Below are 21,708 nucleotides of genomic sequence, written 5' to 3'. Positions count from 1 at the left end.
GTCGCCGACATTCGGCGGGAAGGGCTGACTGTCCCCCCCGGGCAGGTAGCGCGGGCCGTTGGCGATGGCGTTGAGGGCGTTGGCCTGGGCCACGCCGCCCGGCCCGTAGTAGCCCGGAGGCGGGTAGCCGCCGTAGCCAGCACCGCCGTATCCGCCATAGCCTGGAGCGGCGTAGCCAGGGGCAACACCGCCGTAGCCCGGAGCCGCGTAGCCGCCCCCGTAGGCGCCGTAGGTGGGCTGGACGTAACCGCCGCCATAGCCGCCATAGCCGGCGTAAGCGGGTTGGGTGTAACCGCCATAGGGCACGCCGTAGGCGCCCGCCGTCGCGACCGGCGCACAGGCGGCCGGGTTCTGGGCGCAGTACGTGTTGGCGACCTGGGCTGCTGCCGGGAAGGCCGCGATGCAGAGCGAGGTGGAGAGAAGCCAGCGTGCAAGGCGCATGGTCAGACCCCGTGCTCGCGCAGCTTGGCGTCGACATGACCCGAAGTGCTTCCGCCGGTGCTGACGCAGGCAGGCAGCAACACGGACATACCGAGAAGCACGGCCGCCAATCGAAGAAGGCAGCGAACGCGATTACGGTCCATACTCAAGCCCCATGGATTTTATTGATATTTGCCTTGCAGGCTCGACCCTGAGTGATCCACAAGCCTGATCCAGAACGCACACGCGATGGATTGGGCCAATGGGGATCGGATCGTTTCTCTCGGCGCGGCTCGCGCGCCGGGTCGGGCCGGAGCACCGCAGCTTCGCGGCGATGACCGGAACCGTGCTGGGTGGCGCCCACGCGGCGTGCCCGATCTGCCGGCGCGGCCATCTGCGGCCCGATCCCGCCGCTCCGAACCTGCGCCAGTGCGACGACCCGGCCTGCAGGGCGACCTTCTCGCTCGCCGAGATGGGCCGCACCTTCGCGATCGAGGGCGCGGACGTGCGCGACCTCGCGCACGAGGCGCGCCGGCAGGCGCTGGTCCTGTTCCTGACGGCGGTCCTGCTCGGGGTCCTGGCGGCGGCCTGGGCGGTCTTCGCGCAATCCTGGCTCACCCTGCTCGGCGCGGTGCTGCTGTGCACCGTGGTGCTGGCGAGCGCGCTCGTGCAGCGCTACCGCGCCTGGCAACTCGATCAGGGCCGGATGTTCGAGGCCCGCGCTCCGTTCGGCGCTTTCCTGATCGCCGAGTTGAATGGACTGCTCGGCCGCGAACGGGCCTGAGAGGAGGGGCGAGCGCATCGTCAGCTCCCCCCCATCATCGTGCACACGTTCGACAGCGACACGTCCATCTTGATCGTGCTGCCGACGAGGTCCGCGACGTCGTTGATGAAGAAGGCCAGTGTCCCGCCGACGAGGTACAGAACTGCCGAGCCGGGGCCGGCGCCGTGCTGGCCAGCCGTGGCGTTGTAGAGCCGCATGCCGGCGATCAGCCAGGCGAGCGAACCCAACGCCATGAAGAAGTAGGTGATCGCGATCTTGATGCTGTCGCAGGTCGAGGAGCGAGGCAGCGAGCCGTAATTGAACATGTTGTAGGTGATGTTGCCGCCCAGGACGAACGAGTTGGCGAACTTCCACATCAGAACGGGCGCGACGATCATCGCGCTGCCGAGCGCGAGCTTGCCGAAGGCCGCATCGATGGTCACCGGACGGTTCGTGAACTTGTGCTCTCCGGCGGCGACGCCGTAGAGGCCGTAGAGCCCGGCCGTCCCGTACACGATCCCGAGCAGCGCGATCAGCAGGAACACCAAGTTGACGACGAGCGGGAACACCTCGCTCAGCGAGGCGAGGACGCTGCCGAGGTCCGGAACCGCCATCACTGACCCCTTTTCGAAAATCTGGAATGATGCTCCAACTGCTCGACACGTTCCTCAAGCGCGTTGAGCCTTGCTATGAGCTCCTCATATCTCAGGTTCGTCGGATCGACGTCGAGGCTAGGCCGGCGATAGGGCCGCTTCTCCTCAGCACTTCCGTCGTGATACTCGAATTTCGATCTATTTTTTTTCTGCAATTCAGGATTTACTGCGGCATCGGGTGCTGCCGCTACCAAAGTTGGCATCGCGGTTGCGAGTACAGCCGCCAGGGTTGCATTTCTTAATAAGGCCTTAACGAAGCTTTCCGCGGCCATGTCTGCTTAGCCCTTTCGATCTAGCCGGCACGCTGGCCTGAGCCCTACTGCAACCCTTGACGCAACGAGTGCGGAGCAACCCGCAAGTCCTTGTGCTATACACCGGTATATCGCTATCATTAACGTACGAATGATCGTGGTATTGATGCCATAGTACCCCTCGATCAGCACCCTTGGTCTTGGATGCCCCTGGGGCTTGATTGACATGTTGCGTCCATGTTCGCAATAAGAGCGCCAACACAAAAATTATGACTCTCTCGGGGCATCCTACGCATGGAGAACGCAGTAAAGCACCTGGCCTGGGCCGGATCACTTGTCGCGTGTGTGTATCTTGCAACGGTCAACGACTGGCAGCTCATTTCTCTCCACATCGTCGCTGGAGAAAATAATCGTCCTATGTCAGGGCCTGAGCAGAACAAATCTTCTTCTGCCAATTCTGCCAAAACTGCCAATCCGGCCAATGTGTTAGCCCCTGCTCCGCCGCCCTCCCCACAGGTTGCGTTAGCGCCTGCAATCACACCCTCTGCGGCAGCGCCGACCTACGTTCCAGCGGCAGTGCCCGCGCCCGTGCCGCAGCAGGCGGGAACCGTCAGCTACGCAACGATCGAAGATCCCAAGGCTGCCAGGCCTGTGATGGAGCTTCTGGCCAAACTTGCCTCAGTCGTCGATGCGCCGCCGGGCACGCCGGAGGGTCAGATCGCGACGATCTTCTTCGATCCGCGCTGCCCTTACTGCCACGCCGCCTTCGCCGCTCTGCATGGGCGGATCGCGGCGCGCTGGGTGCCGGTCGTGGTCCTCGGCGATCCCGAGGGCGGCAACCGCATGGCGGCCGGCATCCTCTCGGCCACCGACCGGGTCGCGGCGCTCAAGGCCGCCTTCGAGACCAAGGGGGGCAAGCCCGGCGAGATTACCCCGGAGATCGGCGCCAAGCTCGCCGAGAACAAGGAGGCCTTCGCCTCGATCTTCGCAGCATCGCCGGCCCTGCGCCCCGGCGTCCCGACGATGTTCGTGCCCCGCCCCGACGGGCGGCTCGCGATCATGGTGGGCTACGAGACCGGCGACGACGCCAAGCTGCGCGCCGTCCTGACCGGTAGCTGACGATGGCGCGGCGATCCTCCATCGGAGCGTTCAGCCTGCCCTCGGCCCGCGGCTGCCTGTCGCCGTCGGCGCTCGCCGACGAGATCGAGGGCTACGCGCGCGCCTCGTGGTTCCTCTCCGGCGCGGTCTTCGCCTCGCTGATGGCGATGATGTGGCTCACCTATGCCTGCCTCAAGCGGGCCGAGGTGATCCCCTACGTCGCCGACGGCGGCGTGTTCGGCTGTGAGGTCAGGATCGTGGCGCCGCCGGCGGCAGGAAAGCCGCGCTCATGAAGTCGGCCGACCACATCTCGCGCGAGGTCGATGCCGGCCGGATGATGCTGCGCAACCAGTGGTACTGGATCCTGCTGCTGTCGCTGTTCCTGACCCTGTCGCTCGTCGTCAACGCGCTTCTGTTCTACAACGCGTTCGTCCGGTTCCCGGTCAAGCAGTTCATCTGGACCTCGGACGCGCAAGCCGTCTGCGATGCGATCCCGCTCAACGAGCCGAACATCTCTCAGGCTCGGCTGAAGGAGTTCGCGGTCAGCTCGGCCGTCCAGTTGAATAGTTACGACTACGCGAACTGGCGCGCGCTCATCAACAACGCGCTGTCGCAGTCGTTCACCCCGAGTGGGCGTGACCGTTACCGGGCGGCTCTGCAAGAGAGCGGCATCATCCAGAAGGTCGTTCTCGGCTACCAGACCGTCTCGGCCGTGACGACGGACCCGGCCAACGTGGCCGAGGAGGGCAAGGCGGCGGGCCGGTACTACTGGCGCGTCGAGGTACCCCTGCAGATCTTCTACCGCACCAACGTCGAGACGCGGGTGGAGCGGCGTCTTCTGACCATGACGATCGTGCGGATCGACCCGTCTCCGATCAACCCGAACGGCATCGCGATCGACTCGGTGATCTCGACGCAGCAACTAACCAATCAGGTCGGGCCATGATGCGCGTATTGGCCCCGGGCTTTGCCGCGGTTGCCGTCTGGGCCTCCGCCGCGGTCGCTCAAGCTCCCGGGCAGCAAGCACCTGGGCAGCCGGCCCCGCCGAACTTCCAGCCCTCGGGCGATGCGGTGCGCCGGCCGGCCGGTGTGCCACCCACCGGCCTGCCGCCTGCCACGGGCCCGTTGGCGGCGCAGGCGCCACCGCCCGTCCCGCGCGCCCTGACCCCGGCCGAGCTGGAGGAGCTGCGCAAGCGCATGCTCGGGAGCACCCAGGGCATGATCCTCAAGCCCGGCGAGATCCAGGACGTGCGTCGCGCAGTCCAGGACGCGCAGGGCGCCGGCAACTTCCCGGGCCGCGACGGGCGCATGCCCCGGGCGGAGCCGCGGCTCCTCACCGTGACGCAGGAGATCAGCCGCTCGGCGCCCGAGACGCTGCACCTGGCCTACGGCGTGGTCTCACCGATCACCTTCGTCGACGCCAAGGGCGCGCCCTGGCCGATCGCCTCGGTCGCCTACGATCCGCGCCTGTTCGCGCAGGACGGCACCGGCTGCGGCCAGGACACCGCGATGGGGGCGGCCCAGGTGCCGGCCGCGACGGGCGCCGACCGGCCGACCTCGATCAACTTGATGCCGTGCCGGTACGACACCTGGGGCAACATCCTGATCCGGCTCGAGGCCGTGCCCTACCCGATCCCGCTGATGATCCTCTCCGGGCAGAGCGAGACGGTGGACATCCCGGTCACGGTGCGGGTCGCCGGCACCTCGCCGCTCACCCCCGTGAAGGTGGTGACGGCGAGCACTGCCCCGGTGCGCAAGGCCGGACCGCCGGGTCCGCCGCGCGGGACGGGCCCGATCGACACCACGGCGCTCCTGCATCTGTTCGGCTCCGGCACCCCGCCGGCCGGCGCCCAGAAGCTCGCCGCGACCGGCGGGGCGCAGGCCTGGCTCTACCGCGAGCGGATGTACGTGCGCGTCCAGGGCGATCTCGTCAGCCCGCAGCCGGTCGCCTCGGCCGACGCGTCGGGGGGCTACCGCGTCTACGAGTTCCTGCGCCCGGCCTCGCGCCTCGTCGCCGAGCGCGGCGACGGGGCCGAGACCGCCATCAGCATCGAGTTCTAGGGGGGGATGGCGATGCTCTCATCGAAAGTGGTCGCGGCACTCGGCGGTGTCGCCCTGTTCGGCGCCCTCGGCTCGGCCGCCTTCATCCTGCGGGACGTCCCCGGTGCCGACCAGGGCGCGGGGCTGGCCTCCGAGATCCGGGGCCAGACCCCGAACCCGCCAAACGACATGATGAAGCCGGTCGGCAAGGCCGAGGCGGACCGGCGCGCCGGCGTCAACCGCCAGGCGGCCGACGAACGGGACAGCGCCGGCAAGCCCTTCGTGGCGCCGACGGTGATCGCCGAGAAGCGCGGCGCGACGATGGGCGAGCTGCCCGACGCCAATCCGGAGCCGAAGCCCCCTGAGACGCCTCCGGAGCCGAAGGTGGTCGAGCGGATCATCTACCAGGACCGGCCGGTCATCCAGACCGTGTACCGGGACGTGCCGGTCCAGCCGACGGCCGACCCCGAGCAGGTCGCGGCGATCAACGACCAGATCAAGGCGCTGCTGAAGCCGACGCCGGGCGGGTTCCTGGTGCGGAGCTTCGCCAAGGGCGAGCGGCCCAAGCCCCCCGAGCCGCGGGCTGCCGCCGTCGCGCCGCCGCCCCCGACCGGGCCGTTCGGGATGGGCGTTCGGCACGCGACCGTGGCGCGTGCCGGCGACGTCGCCTACGCGGTGCTCGATCGCGGCTTCAACTCGGACGATCCGGCGGCGCCCATCTTCGCCACCATCGTCGACCTCGACGAGCGCCAGCAGCCCGGACCGCTCAACGGGATCCGGCTGCTCGGCCAGATCGTCTACTCGCAGACGCAGGCCTCGATCCGGTTCTCGACCATGATCCTGCAGGACGGCCGCCAGGGGCCGATGCAGGCGGTCGCGATCACGGTCGACCAGGCCCGCACGGGCGTGGCCGAGGACGTCGACAACCATACCCTGGAGCGCTACGGCGGCCTCGTCATCGCCGGGTTGATCCAGGGCGTGGGCCAGGTCGGCCAGCAGCTCACGCAGCTCAACACCCAGACGGTGGTCGGCAACGGCTTTGCGGTCCAGTCCGGCCGCAACGTCGACTGGCTGACGGCGGGCCTCGGCGCCGCGCAGCCGGTGGGCCAGGCCCTGACCGCGGCGGCGGCGCGCAGCTTCAGCCGGCCGCCGACCCTGTCCTCTCCGACCAACTTCCCGATCGGCATCGTCTTCCTGCAGCCCGTCGTGGTGCCCCTCGACGCCGCCCGGGTCACGGTCGGTGCCGGCACCGGCTACGGGCCGGATCCGGCCTATGGCCCGAGCTACCGGCCCGAGACCCTGCCGATCTCCTATGTGAGGAAGCCGTGATGGGTCCGTCCAAGGGGCTGGCCGACGTCCTGCGCGGCCTGATCGACCTCGTCCTTCTGCCCGTCGTGGTGCCTCTCGACGCGGCTCGGGTCACGGTCGGGGCCGGCACCGCTTACGGGCCCGAGACCCTGCCGATCTCCTATGTGAGGAAGCCGTGATGGATGGCTCGAAAGGCCTGGCCGACGTCCTGCGCGGCCTGATCGACCTCGTGCCGGTCCTGGCCTGGCTCGTGGTCGTCATCACGGCGGTCGCCGGCATCTTTCTCACCGGCTACGCGATGCTGCGGATCTACCAGGCCAACAACTCCGGCGACGGCACGGCGGGCAACTGGATCGTCGCCGGGGTGATCGGCTGCGCGATGACGATCCCCACGATCATCATCGCGCAATTCTCCTTCTACTTCGCCGAGTGAGGGGGCCGGACGCGATGAACGACGGATCCTGGCACCTCATCGACAACCTGACCGCCAACGCGGCGGCCTACCTCGACGATCACCCCCTGGTGAGCAAGGCCGCCATCGCGCTCACCCTCGCGGCGGGCTGCTACGCGATCGTGGCCGCGCGGGCCTGGTCGGTGTCGGTCTGCTCGGACCGGAGCTTGCGCCGGATCCTGCACGTCTGCGCCATGGCGGGCGGCGGCTGCCTGTTCCTGACCGGGCTGTTCTACGACAGCCTGACGCGCGGTCTGGACGGCGCGATCACGTCCCTGCCGCTGATCTACGTCTACTACCCGGCCTCGATCACACTCTCCTGCGCCGCGATGGTGTTTGCCCTCGCGCAGGTCTACTGCGCCCTGCACGTCCGCCCGGCGCCTCTCATGCGGGGGATCGTCCCGGGCCTGCTCGGCGCCTGGCTCTTCGCGCTCGCGGTGCCCGTCTATCAGTTCTCGGTCATCCTGCGAGGCGTCCAATGAGGACGGCCGACAAGTTCTGCGACCTCGCCGGGTTCGATCCGGAGCGCGAGGAGGCGGTGGTCTACGCCCATGACGGGTCGCAGGTCACCCTGATCGAGATCGACGGCATCCGCTCGATCGTCTCGCCCGACGACTACCTCGTCAACGTGGTCGAGCGCTTCGCCGGCGGGATCGCCCAGATCCTCAAGCGGCCCGGCCACCAGCTCACGATCTCCTACGAGTCCTCGCTCAACACCGCCAAGGTCATCGAGCCCTTCGTCGAGCGCCAGGGCCGGCGCGCGCGCCAGAAGGGGCTCTCGGTCGAGGCGCTGATCGAGGAGGGCCGGGCGGTCCTGGAGGAGCGGGCGCGCTCCGAGACCATCCTGCTCGCCGCCTGGACCCGGCCGACGGCCGGCACGCCCGAGGAGGTCCGCCGCGAGCAGCGGGACAACCGCCGGGCCTGGCAGGAGCTGCCCCCGGCCCATGACGCCCAGAACCCGTACCTGCGGCTCGGCTCGCTCGACGGCGTCCACGCCGCGTTCGTGCGCCGGGTCATGGAGGCGCTCGGCGAGGCGCGCCTTCAGGGGCGGATCCTCGCTCCCGATGGTCAGGGCCGGCGGCGCGATCTGGAGCAGATCCGGGCGGCCGTCCTCTACCACGAGACCCCCGACGGCTGGACGCCCTACGGGCCGGGCACGAGGCGCTACCCGGGTGCCAAGGAGCGCCACGACGACGACGTCAGCGACTTCTTCACGCCGACCGTCGCGCGCCAGATCATGACCTCGAACGCGCAGGCCTCGAGCAACATGCGCGCCCTCGACATGGGCGGGCGCCGCTACGCGCTCGCGGTCATGCGGATGTTCCCCTCGTCGATCCTGCCGTTCAACCGGCTGCTCGACTCGCTGCTCGAGAGTTCGTCCCGCTCGGCCGACATGCCGTTCCGGGTCTGCTTCCACCTCGAGGCTTTGCGCGACGCGGATGTCGGCTTCCGGCTCAAGAAGGTCCTGGCGGGCCTCCTCGCCTTTGCAAGCCCGAGCAACAAGAACCTGTTCCGGGCGCTGCGCCAGCTCGAGGAGGTGGTCGAGAAGGACGGCGAGGCGATCGTAAAAGGCAGGGTCATCGCCACGACCTGGACCGAGCCGGGCGAGGATCCGGGGCTCCTGGAGCGGCGGCGCTCGTACCTGATGAGCGGGATGATGACCTGGGGCGAGGCGGTGATGACCGACGCCCCCCACAACCCGTTGCGGGCTCTCTGCGAGACGGTGGCCGGGATGACGGTGCAGGCCGAGATCCCGCCGGGCTCGATCGCGCCGCTCGGGGATCTCGCGGCGATGCTGCCGTTCCACCGCACGGCGCCGATCTTCAAGCAGGGCCAGAGCATGCTGGTCACGCCCGACGGCAAGCCGGTGCCCTACGAGGCGCTCTCGCCCGAGCAGCTGTTCTGGCTGACGCTGATCTACGCCACGCCGGGCTCGGGCAAGTCGGTGCTGATGAACCGGCTCAACGTCGAGTTCGCGTCGTTCTCCGCCGGCGCGGCGCTGCCGTTCCTGGCCGTCATCGACGTCGGCGTCAGTTCCAGCGGGTTCATCGAGCTGGTGCGCAACGCGCTTCCCCCGGAGCGGCGGCACGAGGCGTACTACGTGCGGCTCCTCAACACGCCGGACTTTGCTGTCAACTTCCTCGACCTCGGGCTCGGCCGGCGCATGCCGCTCGAGCGCGAGCGCAGCTTCATCGAGAACTTCCTGACGACGCTCCTCAACGTCTCAAACCCGGAGGTATCGCTCCTGATCCCGCGCCTCATCACGCGGGTCTACCAGCTCAAGAGCGACCTCCAGTTCTCGTCCTCGCCGGCGGTCTACCAGCCCAACGTCGACCCCGAGCTCGATCGGCTGATCGCGCATTACGGCATCAAGGTCGGCGACCGGTCGAAATGGTGGAGCATCGTCGACGCGTTCGTCGAGCGCCGGCTCTCCACCGCCGCGCAGCGCGCGCAGCGCTACGCGATGCCGGTGCTGGAGGACTTCGCCCGGGTGCTCGCCGAGCCGATCATGGTGCAGGACTTCCCCGCCGAGCTGATCCGTCACGTCCAGCGCTCGCTCGAGAGCGCGATCGAGAAGTTCCCGATCTTTTCCCGGCCCACCCGGCTCGACCTCGGCGAGGCGCGGGTGGTGTCGATCGACCTCCAGGACGTGGCCATGCGCCACAAGTCGCCGGAGGCCGAGCGCAACAACGCGCTGATGTTCATGATCGCGCGGCATGTCTACCTGTCGAAGATCTCCGGCTTTGCCGAGGAGATCGCGAAGATGGATTTTCCGCCAGAGGACGCGATCCGGGCGGAATACGTCCGGTACTGGGAAGCGCGCTACGCCGAGGTGGCGGAGACGCCCAAGCGCCTGTGCATGGACGAGTATCACCTGACCGGCGGCGTCGAGACGATCGCCCGGCAGGTGAAGTCCGATGCCCGCGAGGGCCGCAAGTGGGGCCTGGAGCTGATCCTGGTCTCGCAGCTGCTCGCCGACTTCGACACGCTGGCCGACATGGCCTCGACGGTGCTGGTGCTCAACGCCGACTCGAACGAGATCCGCGAGCAGGCCCGCAAGACCTTCGGGTTCGACGGAGCCGTGAAGTCCGCGCTCGAGCGCCAGGTCCACGGGCCGCAGGGGCGGCGCGGCGCGAACATCCTGGCGCGGTTCAAGCTGCGCGAGGAGGAGCGCTGGATCGTGCTCAACAACTCGCTCGGGCCCCGGATGCTGTGGGCCCTGACCACCAAGGCGGAGGACCGCCTGGTGCGCGACGAGCTGTACCGCCGGATGGCGGTCAACGAGGCGCTGCGCATCCTGGCTACACGCTTTCCCGATGGCACCGCCATCGAGACGTGGAGTCGGATGTCCGCGCTTGCGCGGTTCGGTGAGGACCGGATCGCAAAGACGATCGTCGATCAAGTGTTGGGGGAACTCATGAGCGACGCTCAACCCCGGATCGACCGATCCAGAACCGCCGCATGACAATGGAGGTCCCAATGAACATCAAGGATATCTACTACCGTTCCCTGGTCACCGCCACGATGCTGGGCCTGAGCACGATGTCGGCGCTGGCTCAAGCGACGGGCGGCAGCGCCTCGGGCGATCCCTCGGCGCCGATCGAATTTCTGAAGAACTCGCGCTCGAAGGCGTCGAGTTCGGCGCTCAACGCGTCCTCGATCGCCACCGGCGGCAACAACGCCGGCATCGTCATCTCGATCATCTTCGCCGTGGTCGGCATCGGGCTTGCCGGCATCTCGGGCGTGAAGCTCTACAAGTCGTCGCAGGACGACAACGCCCGCGAGGATGCCGGCCGGTCTCTGGCCGGGATCGTCGTCGGCTCTGCCGTCACGATCCTGGGCGTCATCATCGGCGTGGTCACCACCTACATGACCGGCGCGAGCACCTGACGGCCGACCCGGCCGGTCCAGCGTGGCACGACGACAGCGCCGAGCGGAACCGTCCGCTCGGCGCTGTCGCAGCTTGAGAGTGTTACACAATTGAATGTAAGTGCCTGAAATCGCTCGCAATCACGATGAGGAGCGGCGATAAAACCGTTGCAAGTCAATGGGTTTGCTTTGTTACTCTAATCGATTCAGTCGAAAGTCGCCCGTTAATTTTTCTATCTGAAATCGAAAATGGGAAATATTTGAATATTTTGGTACCCAAATTCACTTATTCATCACTCTGCACGACACGAAAGAAAAATCGACCTTTGGTTTTGTACCCTTGATTTTGCGAACCAAATCGTCACTCATAAATATTGTATCGGGGAATTTTTCCTCGATCCACAGGTCTGGACCCATCAACGACTTGTTCGATAAAGCAATATCCAAATTATCTACCCAATTGTGGATCTTCCATATTTTCTTATCTGGGTGTACATTGTAAGTTATTTTTGCTATATTTTTACTTTCCCCGGTAATTAAACTACTCTTCCTGCATCCAAAATTGATAAAATAAAAATGTTCATTGATCTCTGTTGTTAGATCGGCATGATAAAATTTGATAGGGATTAGCTCGCCAGTCCCGAGATCGAATTGCCTAATTACATCGGCAAGCGATTTTCTTATAACGATGAACCCGCCAACAAAAAAACTTCTTTCTTACGGCGAAAGCATTTTTCGTCGAAAATTGCTACGTATTCGGGGAATAACTTGCGATCTAATGAGTAACCAGCGACGTGTCTTTCAAGATTTAACAGCCTATCACGACGTTCGTTCGTAATTTCATGCTGCGCCGGCCGCCAATCATCATCAAAATATTTATACCGTAAGCCGTGTTTGTCGCCTATAGCATAGTCTTTTATGATGTTTGTCAGCCAAATTTTTTGAGACATGGCACGCTCCCTCAGGCGCTCGACATTGGCAGGAAAAATCCCTTCTTTTAATTAATATGGGAATCCGCCCCACTCATTATTTTTAATGGCGATTACAACACGTATTATGAGAGTGTGTTGCGAACCCTGATGTAATTACTTTCTATTATCCAATAGAACGATAAGATACGACAGAGAAAATCATCGCCGGCTCCGCCGTCACGATCCTGGGCGTCATCATCGGCGTAGTCACCACCTACATGACCGGCGCGAGCACCTGACGGTCGAAGCGGCCGGTCCAGCATGACACCACGACAGCGCCGAGCGGAGCCTCTTCGCTCGGCGCCGCGTTTCGAGCGATCTCAGTACGCCGTGATCGCAGACTGCAAGTTCGGATCGACGTGGCGAAGCCACGCGTAGTCCGGAAAATGGATCCGTTGCATCGCGAGAGCCGCGGCCGCGAGCGCCGAGACGGCCGCGGCGAGGCCCTCCTTCTGCTCGAGCACCTCATGGACCTGGCGAAGCGGAGCATCTTCCCGGCCGTTCCGTTCAGTGATTGCCTGGAGCAGGGCGCCGTACAGGGTCGGTAGGAGAGTGACAGGCTGCTCCGCCAGGGGATTCGCCGCGTGGCGGTCTGCGGCCGCCCTGACAGCCTTCAGGACGGCGTCGCGTGCCTTGCGATCGGTGAGGGGAGCCACCGCGTCGATCGTCAGGAACAGGGCGCCGGCGAGGTGCCAGGGAATAGCGTCCAGCTCCGTCTCGACGGCTCGGGCATCGAGGAGGTCGCGGACCCCCTTGAACGTGTTTGGAACGCCTGCCTGGACCTGGAACGCCTCCTGGTCTTTGTCTGGCACACGCATCACCCGGTCGGCCGGCATGAACCGGCTGCCGATTTCCTCCCGCCCAAAGCCTAGACGCGGCAGGGTGATGAGCGCTTCGATGTGGTGGCGGCTGCGCTTGCGCCAGGCGAAGTAGCCGACGAGCGCCGTGAGCAGCGCGGCCACCAGGCCGAAGGCGACGCTCGACTTGTAGATCGACACGTACGCGAACGGCTCGCCGACCGGCATGCCGGTGAAGTACCGGCCCCAGCCGGTAAACCGCCACAGGGAGGCGCTCTCGATCAGTCGCAGGACGGCGTATATCCGGCCGAGGACCGGGCTGAACGTCCACCACACGAGGCTGAGGACGGCCAACGTCGCGAAGGCGACGACGCCGAGGACCACGACCCTGGCGGGCGTGACGGTCTCGGCCGAGTTCTCATGCAGGGTCGTCATCGCGTGTGGCCGAGCTGGGGCTCGTCACGGCCGAGCGCCTGTGTCTGCGCGAGGGTCTGCTGGCGATCGTCGACCATCAGAGCCTGCGCCACCGGTTTGAGGACGGCACGGATTTCAGCGAGATCCTGCCCCTGAGGCAGAAGGCTCCTGGCCTGCTCGGGGCTGCCCTGGATCAGCATCGCCGAGCCCTCGCGGCCGAAGCGCTCGATCAGGCTCTTGTCGATCTGGCGCACCTCCGCGACCAGCCCGGGATCGGCGACGATCTCGCGGGCCGTGCGGGTCTGCAACGCCTCGGCGAGCGCGGGGCTCGGGCCTGGGATCTCGATGCGGTTGCGCACGGCATCGTCCGGGCGCTGGCCGGCGAGCAGCACGTAGCTCGCCGGGATCAGCACTCGGCCGACGACCTGGCTGCGCGCCACCTCCTCACGCGGCTGGGAGCGATCCAGGGTCTCGTCGTTTCGCAGCACCCGCACGTCGACCCGCGAGTTGTTCTCCGGCATCACCCGGAACGAGGCGAGCGGCACCGCCGCGATGTGCCGCTCCAGACGCACCAGGGCGTGGTGGTAGCTCGTCGCGACCACCTGGCCGCGGACCTGGGTGCCGGGCTCGGGCAGGACGATGCGCGGCGCCCCCATCAGGCGGGTCGCCTCGAACGCCTCGGCCGAGAGGCGGCCGAGGACCGGATGGGCGCGCTGCTCCTCCGAGTAGCGGGCATTCCGCACCATCAGCGTCAGGGGCTGGATTTCGCCGCGGGTGGCGAGCACGAGCTTGTCGCGGGTCTCGCTCGGGATCCGGTTGATCAGCGCCTGGTCGAGGGGCTGCTTATGGTGGCGGGCGTACTGCTCCATGAACGCCAGCAGGGTCCGGGTGTTGCCCTCCCGGAAGGGGTGGGCCTGGAACAGCGTCGCCATGGTACCGGCCAGGCGCATCGCCGGCCGGCTCTCCTTCAGGTTTCCGGGCTGCTCCTGCGTGAGGCTGGCGAGGGCGGTCCGCATCTGCTGGTCGATCCCGGCCGGCGGCGTGTAGGCGACGCTGCGGCCGTTCAGCACGATCTCGGGCTTCCACAGCTCGACCGTGCGGGTCTCGCCCGCCCACGGGTAGATCTCGCCAAACAGCCGCTTATGGATCGCCGCGAAGTGCGCCTGGTCGAATTGCCCGAGCACCGGCTCCTTGAGCATCTGGCGCAGGGCCTGGAACGAGACGAGCTGCTCGCGCTCGGCCAGGGCCTCCGGATCGCGGATCTCCGCGGTGTTCCTGAGGGTGTCGGTGCCCTCGTAGACGTAGGGATCGCCGCTCACGCCATCGCTCCCTTGGCACGGGCCCGGCGCGCGTCGAGGGCCTGGAACACCTCCTCGTTGGTCACGAGGCCGGCCCCCGAGAGGAGGGCGCCGAGCTGCACGCGCATGCTCATCTCGTTGCCCGAGCCGCGCATGATCGCGACGGCCTGCTCGTCCTCGGGCGAGGTGAGCGCGGTGACGAAGGGCGCGAACTCGCGCTCGTCGACGCCCGAGGCCAGGGCCTCGAGCAGGGTGAGGGCCTCCTCGCGCCGGGTCACCAGCGCCGGCAGATCGGATAAGCTCATGAGTGCGGTTCCTCGGTTGAAGCCCGGCCGATCCGGCGCGCAGGCAGCGACTCTCGTTCCGTCCTCGAGACGGCAAAAACTCTCGGCTGTCCTCTCGCCTACCCTTACCCATCGTCGCTGCGGGGCCAATACGAAGCACGTGTCGTCCGCGTCACAGGTTCAGCCGGAGATTGTACTAACAACCAAATCACCGGGGCCGATCCAGGTGTGATCGGGCGTTACAGCGTCAGTCCCGGATCCCGGTCACGGTCGAGCTCCTGGCGCCGTTCTTGGGCTTGCTGCGGCTGCACGTCGAGGCGCTGATCGAGTTCCCGGCGCAGGACCGTGGCGATCAGGTGATCCAGGCTGCCCTCCTTGAGGTAGGAGGCGACGAACCCACCGCCGGACAGGATCTCGCGCTCCTCGCTTGTCAGCCACTGCGCCGGGCCGAGGCCCTTGTGCGCCGCGTTGCCGATCGCCCCGTTGGCACCGAAGCGGCGGCCTACGGCGCTCGCGAATGCCTCGATCTCGGCCCGCTGCTCGGAGGTCGCAACCGCCTTCGCGACCACGGCATCGAACGCGCGCGGATCGGTGCCAGGGGTTCGGGCGATCGTGGTCAGTGCCGCTGCGGCGGCCGGGGACAAGCCGGGCACCTCGATCGCGATGCGCATGCGGTAACGCTCCTCCTCCGGACGCGCCTTGTCGGCCATGATCGAGAACCGGTTCTTGAGCTCGACGGCGGTCCATTGGATCGCCCCATAAGCAGCCTCGGCCTTCTCGCGTTCCTCCTTCTCGGCTTTCGGAACGAACCAGCCCTTTCGACCCCGCAGGCCGCCATAGGCTTCGGGGTTGTCCAGCAGGTCGCCGATCCGTGACGAGTAGCCCCTACCGGGGGTTCGAAGCTGGGCGTAGATCGCATCGAACAGCTTGGCGGGATCCTTGACCGACATGCGGATCTCGGCGTGCAATGAGGCGAGCTCACGCTTGAGATCCCGTTCCGGATCGACGCGGCTTTCGAGCACTTCGTCGATCGCCGCTTCGTCGTAGGGAACGGCGGACAGGAACGGCTTGAGCGGGGCCTTGGCGACCGGAGCTTCAACGGCGGCGGGGCGTGATGCGGAAAGAGACTGCCAAGCCGTGGCAAGTCGACTGGCGAGGTCGTGCACGCGGCGCCAGCGCGCCTGAGTCGCGACGATCATCGTGCGTGCGCGCTTCACCAGCGCAGGCACCAGAACGGCGTGACCGTTGAGGCCGCGCCGCTCGGCGAAGGCCGAGGCGAGGGCGCGCATGTCGGCCGGACGGACCCGGTCCGCAATCTCGGTTTCGGCACGCTCCAGACGAGTCAGGGCGGCGTCGAGTGCAGCGAGCGAGGGCGAGCCAATCGACGGGTCCGGCGACGGAACGACAACGGCATCCTGCCTGCCCCGTACCGCCTCCAACCGTTCGGCCAGAGCGGAGAAGCCATCGGCCATGCGACCGGCATCGAGCAGCGGAACGTCGCCGGGACGATCCACCCGGATCGCGTCGTCCATCAGCTCCGGCGGGCGGGTCAGTGCGACCGCTGCCTCGCGGAATGCAGCCTCGTCGGCATAGTCGAGGGTCGAGGCCTTGGAGCCGTCGCGCGACAGCCGTCGCGTCAATCCGGCGAGGGCGGCCGCGTCCAGAACATCGCCCGTGGCGGCGGGCCCGAGCTTCTTCATGCGCCAGGGCGGGATGAAGTCGACGTGCGCGCCATGAACCGTGACGGCATGGCGATGGCGCGACATCGTCACGTAGGTCAGGTGCTGATCCATGCCGGGCGTGGCCAGCATGTGCACCCGATCGACGGTGTCGCCTTGCGACTTATGAACGGTCGCCGCGTAGCCGTGATCGAGGTTGCGATAGGCCTCCGCCTGGACTTCGATCTGCGGCCCATCGCCGACACCATCGCGATCAAGCCTGACCGTGAGACGACCGCTCGATGCCGCTTCGACGGTGGCGAGCATGCCGTTCTTCACGCCGAGCTGACGGTCGTTTTCCAGGAACAGGATGCGATCCCCGGGAGCGAACATCCGCTCGCCGCGCGCCGTGACGAACCGCGCCTCATCGGCGAGATGGCCGTCCTCCTTCAGCGCGGATCGCGCGAGGGTATTGAGGGCCAGAACGTCGACGTTGGTGTGAGCGAGGATCAGCGTCTGGGATGGGCGACCGTCGGGCTTCAACCCGAGATAATCCGGCTTCCAGGCCGCGATCAGGCCGGCGCGGGCAGCGTCCCGGTCGGGGGTGAAGCGGATGAGCCCGGCCTTGCGATAAACCTCGAACGCCTCAGCGACCCGCCCCCTGGCAAAGTCCTTCGTCGCCTGTCGCATCTCCGGCAGGACCTGGCGCCGGACCTCGGAGAGTTCGGCGTAGCCGATGGTCTCGGTGATCGCCCGAAAGCCGGCGCCGGCCTCGATCGGCTGGAGCTGCATCGCATCGCCGACGATCACGAGCTTGGCCCCGCGCCGCTCGACCTCTTGCACGATCCGTGAGAGCTGCTCGGATGCGACCATGCCGGCCTCGTCGACGACGATCACGTCGCCTGGCTGGAGGACATCGCGCTCGTGCTTCCAGCCAAGCTCCCATGAGGCCAGGGTGCGGCTCGGGATGCCGGCACTGCGCTCCAACCCCTCGGCCGCCTTGCCGGCCAAAGCTCCGCCGATGACGCGGTATCCGCTGGCCTCCCAGGCGGCGCGTGCCACCCCGAGCATGGTCGATTTGCCGGCACCCGCGAACCCGACCACGGCCGAGATCCGGTCCGGTGCCGTGACGTGACGCACGGCATCGCGCTGCTCCTCCGACAACTCGGGGCGCGCCGCCAAAGCATGCGCCAGCGCGCGATCGGAAACACCGTGGCTGGTGTCGGCGTAGAGCCGGCCGGTGGCGGCCTGCATCGCGACTTCGGCGTGGAGCAGCGCCCGTGTCGTCCAGCGTGCCGGGGAGACCACGCGCCCGCTCTCGGGGTCGAAGACCTCCTCGGCGACCGCGACGAGTTCGGGTGACTGGCCAAGCCTGAGACGCACCGCATCGAACGCGGCCGGGTCGTCGATGTAGCGGAAGACGGCGCGAGCGATGTCGCGCTCGTCGAACACGCTCTTCTCGCGCGACAGGATCGGCAGCAGCTTCTCGGGATCGGCGATGATGGCTTGCGCATTGCGGATGCGCTTCTGCTTCTCCTCCTCGACGCGATCGGAGACGGTGCCGCGAAGGTTCGAGGCCTGGACGCCGATATGCTCGGTCGGCTCGATCCGGATGCCGGCCTCGACGTGCGAGCGGTGGTCGATGCGAAGGTCGAAACCCGCGGCCGCAAGATGCCGATTGGAGACCTCCGCCCACGAACGGCGCCATGGGATGAGGTGCTTCATCGGCCCGGCCATCACCTCGTACTGAGGCTTGCCGTCCGGGCGGTAGATGATGTTGCCGTCCGGGTCGCGGGCGAACTCGTGCTTGCGAGCAAAGCCTTCCTCGGTGAGCATCCGCAGCGGGATCATGACGTGGATGTGCGGGTTACCCGGCGCATCGTGCAGAGCCCAATCCACGACATGGCCGCGGGCCGCGACCTCCGTCTCGATCCAGTCGCGGGCGAGTTCGATGTTCTGCGCCAGCGTCAGCTCGACCGGCAGGGCGATGTTCAGCTCCATCGCGTAGCCGGTGCCCCTCAGCCCCTCCTTCTTCTCGACGGCGTTCCACAGGAAGGCCGAGGCCCCGTTCTCGCTGCGCCCGTCGAGCGCGGTCCGGAACCAGGCCGGAACCACGGGGGGAAGGCTGAACTCGGTGTGGGCGACGTGCTGCTTACCCTCGTAGGTGATGACCTTGCCGTCGGCCTCACGGGTCATCGTGGCCGCGCGCCGGTAGGCGGCGCTGGCGACGGCGCTCTTGCCGCGACCGCGGCTGATGAGCTGAGCCGAGAGGTGATAGATCGCCATGCGAGGCTCCCGAGCTTGGCCATTAGCAGCTAACCCAGGGAAACGCAAGTTTCCTTTAAGTGCGCCCCTTCGTAAAACTCAGGGGACTTTGCGGAGGCGCTGCGCGCCGTAGCTCTGCTTGAGTGAGGCCCCTTCGGGGCCGGAACCTTCCGCCCGGCGACAGCCGGCCAGCGCGACGCCCCACCGCGCACCATCGCTCGCCGCATTGGAGCTAACGGGGGCGATCGAGGCCGGCTCGGACCAACCTCATCGAAGCGGCACAGGTCGCGCCGCCGGAAGGGGGAGGGTGGTCGGAACCTCGGCCGTAAGCTCGGCCATGAGAGGCCGAGGAGCTGGCCCATTATTAGCAAGCGGAGTGGGACGCGCCACATCAATCTAAGACTGACACGCGCGAAAGTGTGACGCTGGAACCACGGATCTTCGTGCCATGAGCCAGATATCGCTCGCGATGTCTGACGCAGCGTTTCCTATTCGCCATGGGGATGTTAACCAACGCCGTCCAACGGAAGAGGGGATGGGGCAGTCATGGCGAGGCCAAAGTCGCGCGAGTCGATCCTCGGCGAGATCCAGCAGCTGACCAGCTCGATCGATGCGCTGAAGAGGAAGCTCAGTGAACACGACAAGGCCGAAGCCGCGCGGATCGGCGGATTGGCGATGAAGGCCGGCCTCGGCTCGATCGCCATCCCGGAGGAGGATTTGAGCAAAGCCTTCGAGGAGATGGTGGCGCGATTTCGTACGGAATACCCGGAGGTGGCGCAGCCCAAGGCAAAGGGACGTCGAGGCGCTCGACCGGCTCCAGAGGGAGCTGATGCAAAAGCGGAATGAGGAGCGTCGGCGGGACGCTCACAAGAAGATCACGCTCGGCGGCCTGATCGTCAAAGCGGGGCTCGCCGACATCCCGAGCAATGTCCTGCTCGGCCTGCTGGTCGAGGGCCGCGAGCGCATTCGCGACCCTGCCGAGGAGGAACGGCTCGCCCGTCTGGGGGATAAGGAGTTCCGGGCATGAAGTGGCTCTACGGTGCCATCGCCGTTGCGATCGGCCTCGCTCTGCACCTCGCGTTCTCGCTGGTTCTCGCGCCCCTCGTCGGGTCGTTCTACGTCGTCGAGCCCGGCCATTCGATGATGGTCCAGGCCATGCGGGTGGCCGCGGTCGCGTTCCCCGCGCTCATCCTGTTTGCCATCTGTGGACTGGCCCGGCCCGGCGACAGCGGCCGGGTCATCGCCGTGTTCTCCTCGCTGTTCCTGATCGGGCTGTGCGTCTGGACGGTGCGCGAGGAGATCGCCCGGCTGACCGCCCTCTCCCCGGGGGCGGACACGCGAGCGTTGCTGCGCAAGACCGACATCCCGCTGTTTTGCGCGGTGTGCTTTGCGGGCTTCGTCGCCTTCGTCGCGCCGGTCGTTTCCCTTGTCCGGGTCAAGAAGACCACACGCGGCTACAACAAGCCGATCCGCTCGAAATCGGCCGCCCACGGCGACGCCGAATGGGCGACGATGCGGCTTGCCGGCGAGCTGTTCCCGGAGGATGGCGCACTCGTGCTGGGCGAGCTGTACCGACCCGATCTCGATGCGAAGAGCCAGTCGCGGATCTTCAAGCCCGGTGATCGCAGGACGTGGGGCTCCGGGGGTCGCAAACCCCTGATGGGGTTCAACGCGGATCTGGGCTCCGGGCACGGCCTGATCTTCTCCGGATCCGGCGGGTTCAAGACGACGGGCACCGTGATCCCGATGCTGCTGTCGTGCCCCTGGAACACTGTCGTGCTCGATCCCTCGACCGAGCTGTATCCGATGCTCGCCGACTACCGGAAAAAGATGCGCGGTCCGGGAAACTTCCGGCGCGTGCACTGCATCACCCCGAAGGACCTGGAGAGCGGGTTCAACGTCCTCGACTGGATCGGGCGGGGCGAGGACTCGGCCGAGAAGGACATCGCGGCCGTGGTCGGCTGGATCGCCACCGGCCAGGTCAAGCGCGCCGACCCCAATGATTTCTTCCGAAACTCGGCGCTCCAGCTCATCCGCGGGGTGCTGGCTCACATCTGCCTCAACAGGGGTTTTGATGCGACCCGGCCGCGCACGCTACGCACCTTGCGCGAGCTGATTTCGCAGCCCGAGCCCGACTTCCTGATGCAGCTCGGGTGGATCCTTCGCGCGGAGGAAAAGGACTCGTTTGCCGCGCTGGCGCTTGGCCCGTTCAAGTCGATGACGCCGCAGACGTTCTCGGGCGTCTACGCCACCGCGGCCGACCTCACGAACTGGCTGTCGTTCAAGGAATATGCCGCGATCGTGTCGGATGGGGCGTTCTCCAGCCTTGACCTCGTGGAGGACGATATCGACGTGTTCGTCGCGCTCGATCTCCAGACGCTTCAGGATTATCCGGGCCTCGCCCGGGTCATCATCGGCGGGCTGTTGAATGCGCTCTACCACGCCAACGGTGAGGTGAAGGACCGCGTCGCGTTCATCCTCGACGAGGCGGCACGGCTCGGCAACATGAGCCTGCTCGAGGTCGCCCGTGACGCCGGCCGCAAGTATGGCATCGTGCTCGTGATGGTGTACCAGGCGCTGGGCCAGCTACGCCAACAATGGGGCGACAAGGACGCCGTCTCGGCGTGGTTCGAGTCGACCTCGTGGCAGAGCTTCTCCGCCGTCACCGACGTTGACACGGCCAAGGCGTTGTCGGAGCGGTGCGGGTACTTCACGCAGGAAATTATCTCGTACAGCCAGCAGGCCCGGACGGGCAAAGGCTCGGGCGGCGTGAGCGTGTCGGCCTCGACGGCGCTTCACAAAAGGGCACTCATCATGCCCGACGAGATCATCAACACGATGCGGCGCGACGAGCAGATCCTGTGCGTGCCGGGTGTCGAGCCGATCCGCTGCGGCCGGGCGATCTACTTCCGTCGCGATGACATGAAGAAGCTCGTCAAGGAGAACCGCTTCTTCGCTCGTGAGAGCCAGGAGGCCGATGATTACAGGAACGAGATCAAGGCGAGCCCACAGGCGGCCTGACGGGCCGCTCGCCGTGGCACCAGGCGCGGCGAAACCCGTCCGCAAGGACGGTTCGGCGGGCGCCCGGACGGGGGCTCGCCGAAGGCTTGTCCCGCGCGCTACGAACCAGCGTATGGCTCCCCGATCTTCGGGGTCGAAGGCCGCCG

Annotated in this window: 20 protein-coding genes and 1 pseudogene; 14 read left to right on the top strand and 7 right to left on the bottom strand. The window is 66.7% G+C overall.

From position 1 onward, the window contains the following. A pseudogene (locus tag VP06_RS34060) lies at positions 1-441 on the bottom strand (type IV secretory system conjugative DNA transfer family protein); the annotation flags it as partial. 241 nt (positions 442-682) lie between these two features. Between VP06_RS34060 and VP06_RS08340 the strand changes: the two are divergent. Further along, the gene (locus tag VP06_RS08340; RefSeq protein WP_048446021.1) at positions 683-1,204 is read left to right on the top strand and encodes a hypothetical protein; all 522 of its coding nucleotides are present in this window, start codon (positions 683-685) and stop codon (positions 1,202-1,204) included. Positions 1,205-1,224: 20 nt separating this feature from the next. On the opposite strand, the gene VP06_RS08335 is transcribed toward VP06_RS08340, so the two are convergent. Further along, a complete protein-coding gene (locus VP06_RS08335; protein ID WP_245291100.1) occupies positions 1,225-1,797 on the bottom strand; it encodes a hypothetical protein in 573 nt (190 codons plus the stop codon). Continuing rightward, on the bottom strand, positions 1,797-2,108 hold the full coding sequence (locus tag VP06_RS36120) for a hypothetical protein (protein WP_156295506.1): 312 nt from the start codon (positions 2,106-2,108) through the stop codon (positions 1,797-1,799). Before VP06_RS36120 ends, VP06_RS08335 begins: the two co-directional genes overlap by 1 nt. 273 nt (positions 2,109-2,381) lie before the next feature. Between VP06_RS36120 and VP06_RS08325 the strand changes: the two genes are divergently transcribed. Genes VP06_RS08325 through VP06_RS08285 form a run of 10 tightly spaced genes read left to right on the top strand, consistent with a single transcriptional unit; the run spans position 2,382 to position 10,875 of the window. Next, complete coding sequence (locus tag VP06_RS08325; RefSeq protein ID WP_048463313.1) at positions 2,382-3,206, top strand: thioredoxin domain-containing protein; 825 nt, start codon at positions 2,382-2,384, stop codon at positions 3,204-3,206. 2 nt (positions 3,207-3,208) lie between these two features. After that, positions 3,209-3,478 (top strand): hypothetical protein, encoded by a 270-nt coding sequence (locus tag VP06_RS08320; RefSeq protein WP_048463312.1) that lies wholly within the window; start codon positions 3,209-3,211, stop codon positions 3,476-3,478. Further along, positions 3,475-4,131, top strand: coding sequence for a DotI/IcmL family type IV secretion protein (locus tag VP06_RS08315; RefSeq protein WP_048446026.1), 657 nt, complete (start codon positions 3,475-3,477; stop codon positions 4,129-4,131). Before VP06_RS08320 ends, VP06_RS08315 begins: the two co-directional genes overlap by 4 nt. Next, the gene (locus VP06_RS08310; RefSeq protein ID WP_048463311.1) at positions 4,128-5,246 is read left to right on the top strand and encodes a DotH/IcmK family type IV secretion protein; all 1,119 of its coding nucleotides are present in this window, start codon (positions 4,128-4,130) and stop codon (positions 5,244-5,246) included. Before VP06_RS08315 ends, VP06_RS08310 begins: the two co-directional genes overlap by 4 nt. A gap of 12 nt (positions 5,247-5,258) precedes the next feature. Next, the gene (locus VP06_RS08305; protein WP_048463321.1) at positions 5,259-6,554 is read left to right on the top strand and encodes a DotG/IcmE/VirB10 family type IV secretion system protein; all 1,296 of its coding nucleotides are present in this window, start codon (positions 5,259-5,261) and stop codon (positions 6,552-6,554) included. Continuing rightward, positions 6,554-6,712, top strand: a complete 159-nt coding sequence (locus VP06_RS36115; RefSeq protein WP_156295505.1) for a hypothetical protein — start codon at positions 6,554-6,556, stop codon at positions 6,710-6,712. Before VP06_RS08305 ends, VP06_RS36115 begins: the two co-directional genes overlap by 1 nt. Continuing rightward, on the top strand, positions 6,712-6,966 hold the full coding sequence (locus VP06_RS08300; RefSeq protein ID WP_048446340.1) for a hypothetical protein: 255 nt from the start codon (positions 6,712-6,714) through the stop codon (positions 6,964-6,966). Before VP06_RS36115 ends, VP06_RS08300 begins: the two co-directional genes overlap by 1 nt. Before the next feature lie 14 nt (positions 6,967-6,980). Beyond that, a complete protein-coding gene (locus tag VP06_RS08295; RefSeq protein WP_048446341.1) occupies positions 6,981-7,466 on the top strand; it encodes a hypothetical protein in 486 nt (161 codons plus the stop codon). Further along, a complete protein-coding gene (locus VP06_RS08290) occupies positions 7,463-10,450 on the top strand; it encodes a hypothetical protein (RefSeq protein WP_048463310.1) in 2,988 nt (995 codons plus the stop codon). Before VP06_RS08295 ends, VP06_RS08290 begins: the two co-directional genes overlap by 4 nt. Before the next feature lie 14 nt (positions 10,451-10,464). Continuing rightward, positions 10,465-10,875: a hypothetical protein gene (locus VP06_RS08285; protein ID WP_245239812.1), complete on the top strand. Its 411-nt coding sequence runs from the start codon at positions 10,465-10,467 to the stop codon at positions 10,873-10,875. A gap of 1,270 nt (positions 10,876-12,145) precedes the next feature. Here VP06_RS08285 and VP06_RS08280 read toward each other — a convergent pair. The 4 genes from VP06_RS08280 to traA all read right to left on the bottom strand — a co-directional run bounded on the left by VP06_RS08280 (position 12,146) and on the right by traA (position 18,562). Then, positions 12,146-13,057: a hypothetical protein gene (locus tag VP06_RS08280; RefSeq protein ID WP_048463309.1), complete on the bottom strand. Its 912-nt coding sequence runs from the start codon at positions 13,055-13,057 to the stop codon at positions 12,146-12,148. Further along, positions 13,054-14,355, bottom strand: a complete 1,302-nt coding sequence (locus VP06_RS08275; RefSeq protein WP_048463308.1) for a Fic/DOC family protein — start codon at positions 14,353-14,355, stop codon at positions 13,054-13,056. The genes VP06_RS08280 and VP06_RS08275 overlap by 4 nt, the downstream gene beginning before the upstream one ends. Continuing rightward, complete coding sequence (locus tag VP06_RS08270; RefSeq protein WP_048463307.1) at positions 14,352-14,639, bottom strand: hypothetical protein; 288 nt, start codon at positions 14,637-14,639, stop codon at positions 14,352-14,354. The genes VP06_RS08275 and VP06_RS08270 overlap by 4 nt, the downstream gene beginning before the upstream one ends. 218 nt (positions 14,640-14,857) lie before the next feature. Next, the gene (gene traA / locus VP06_RS08265; RefSeq protein ID WP_053081603.1) at positions 14,858-18,562 is read right to left on the bottom strand and encodes a Ti-type conjugative transfer relaxase TraA; all 3,705 of its coding nucleotides are present in this window, start codon (positions 18,560-18,562) and stop codon (positions 14,858-14,860) included. Positions 18,563-19,087: 525 nt separating this feature from the next. Between traA and VP06_RS34645 the strand changes: the two genes are divergently transcribed. From VP06_RS34645 to VP06_RS08250, 3 genes are read left to right on the top strand one after another with little or no spacing between them, the layout of a single operon-like run. After that, the gene (locus tag VP06_RS34645; protein WP_082167264.1) at positions 19,088-19,387 is read left to right on the top strand and encodes a TraC family protein; all 300 of its coding nucleotides are present in this window, start codon (positions 19,088-19,090) and stop codon (positions 19,385-19,387) included. After that, positions 19,371-19,568 (top strand): conjugal transfer protein TraD, encoded by a 198-nt coding sequence (locus tag VP06_RS08255; RefSeq protein ID WP_048463305.1) that lies wholly within the window; start codon positions 19,371-19,373, stop codon positions 19,566-19,568. Before VP06_RS34645 ends, VP06_RS08255 begins: the two co-directional genes overlap by 17 nt. Further along, a complete protein-coding gene (locus VP06_RS08250; RefSeq protein WP_048463304.1) occupies positions 19,565-21,562 on the top strand; it encodes a type IV secretory system conjugative DNA transfer family protein in 1,998 nt (665 codons plus the stop codon). The genes VP06_RS08255 and VP06_RS08250 overlap by 4 nt, the downstream gene beginning before the upstream one ends. The last annotated feature ends 146 nt before the right edge of the window (positions 21,563-21,708 follow it).

It is taken from the genome of Methylobacterium aquaticum, from assembly GCF_001043915.1.
GTDB classification, from domain to species: Bacteria; Pseudomonadota; Alphaproteobacteria; order Rhizobiales; family Beijerinckiaceae; genus Methylobacterium; species Methylobacterium aquaticum.
This window is presented reverse-complemented; position numbering and strand designations above follow the sequence as displayed.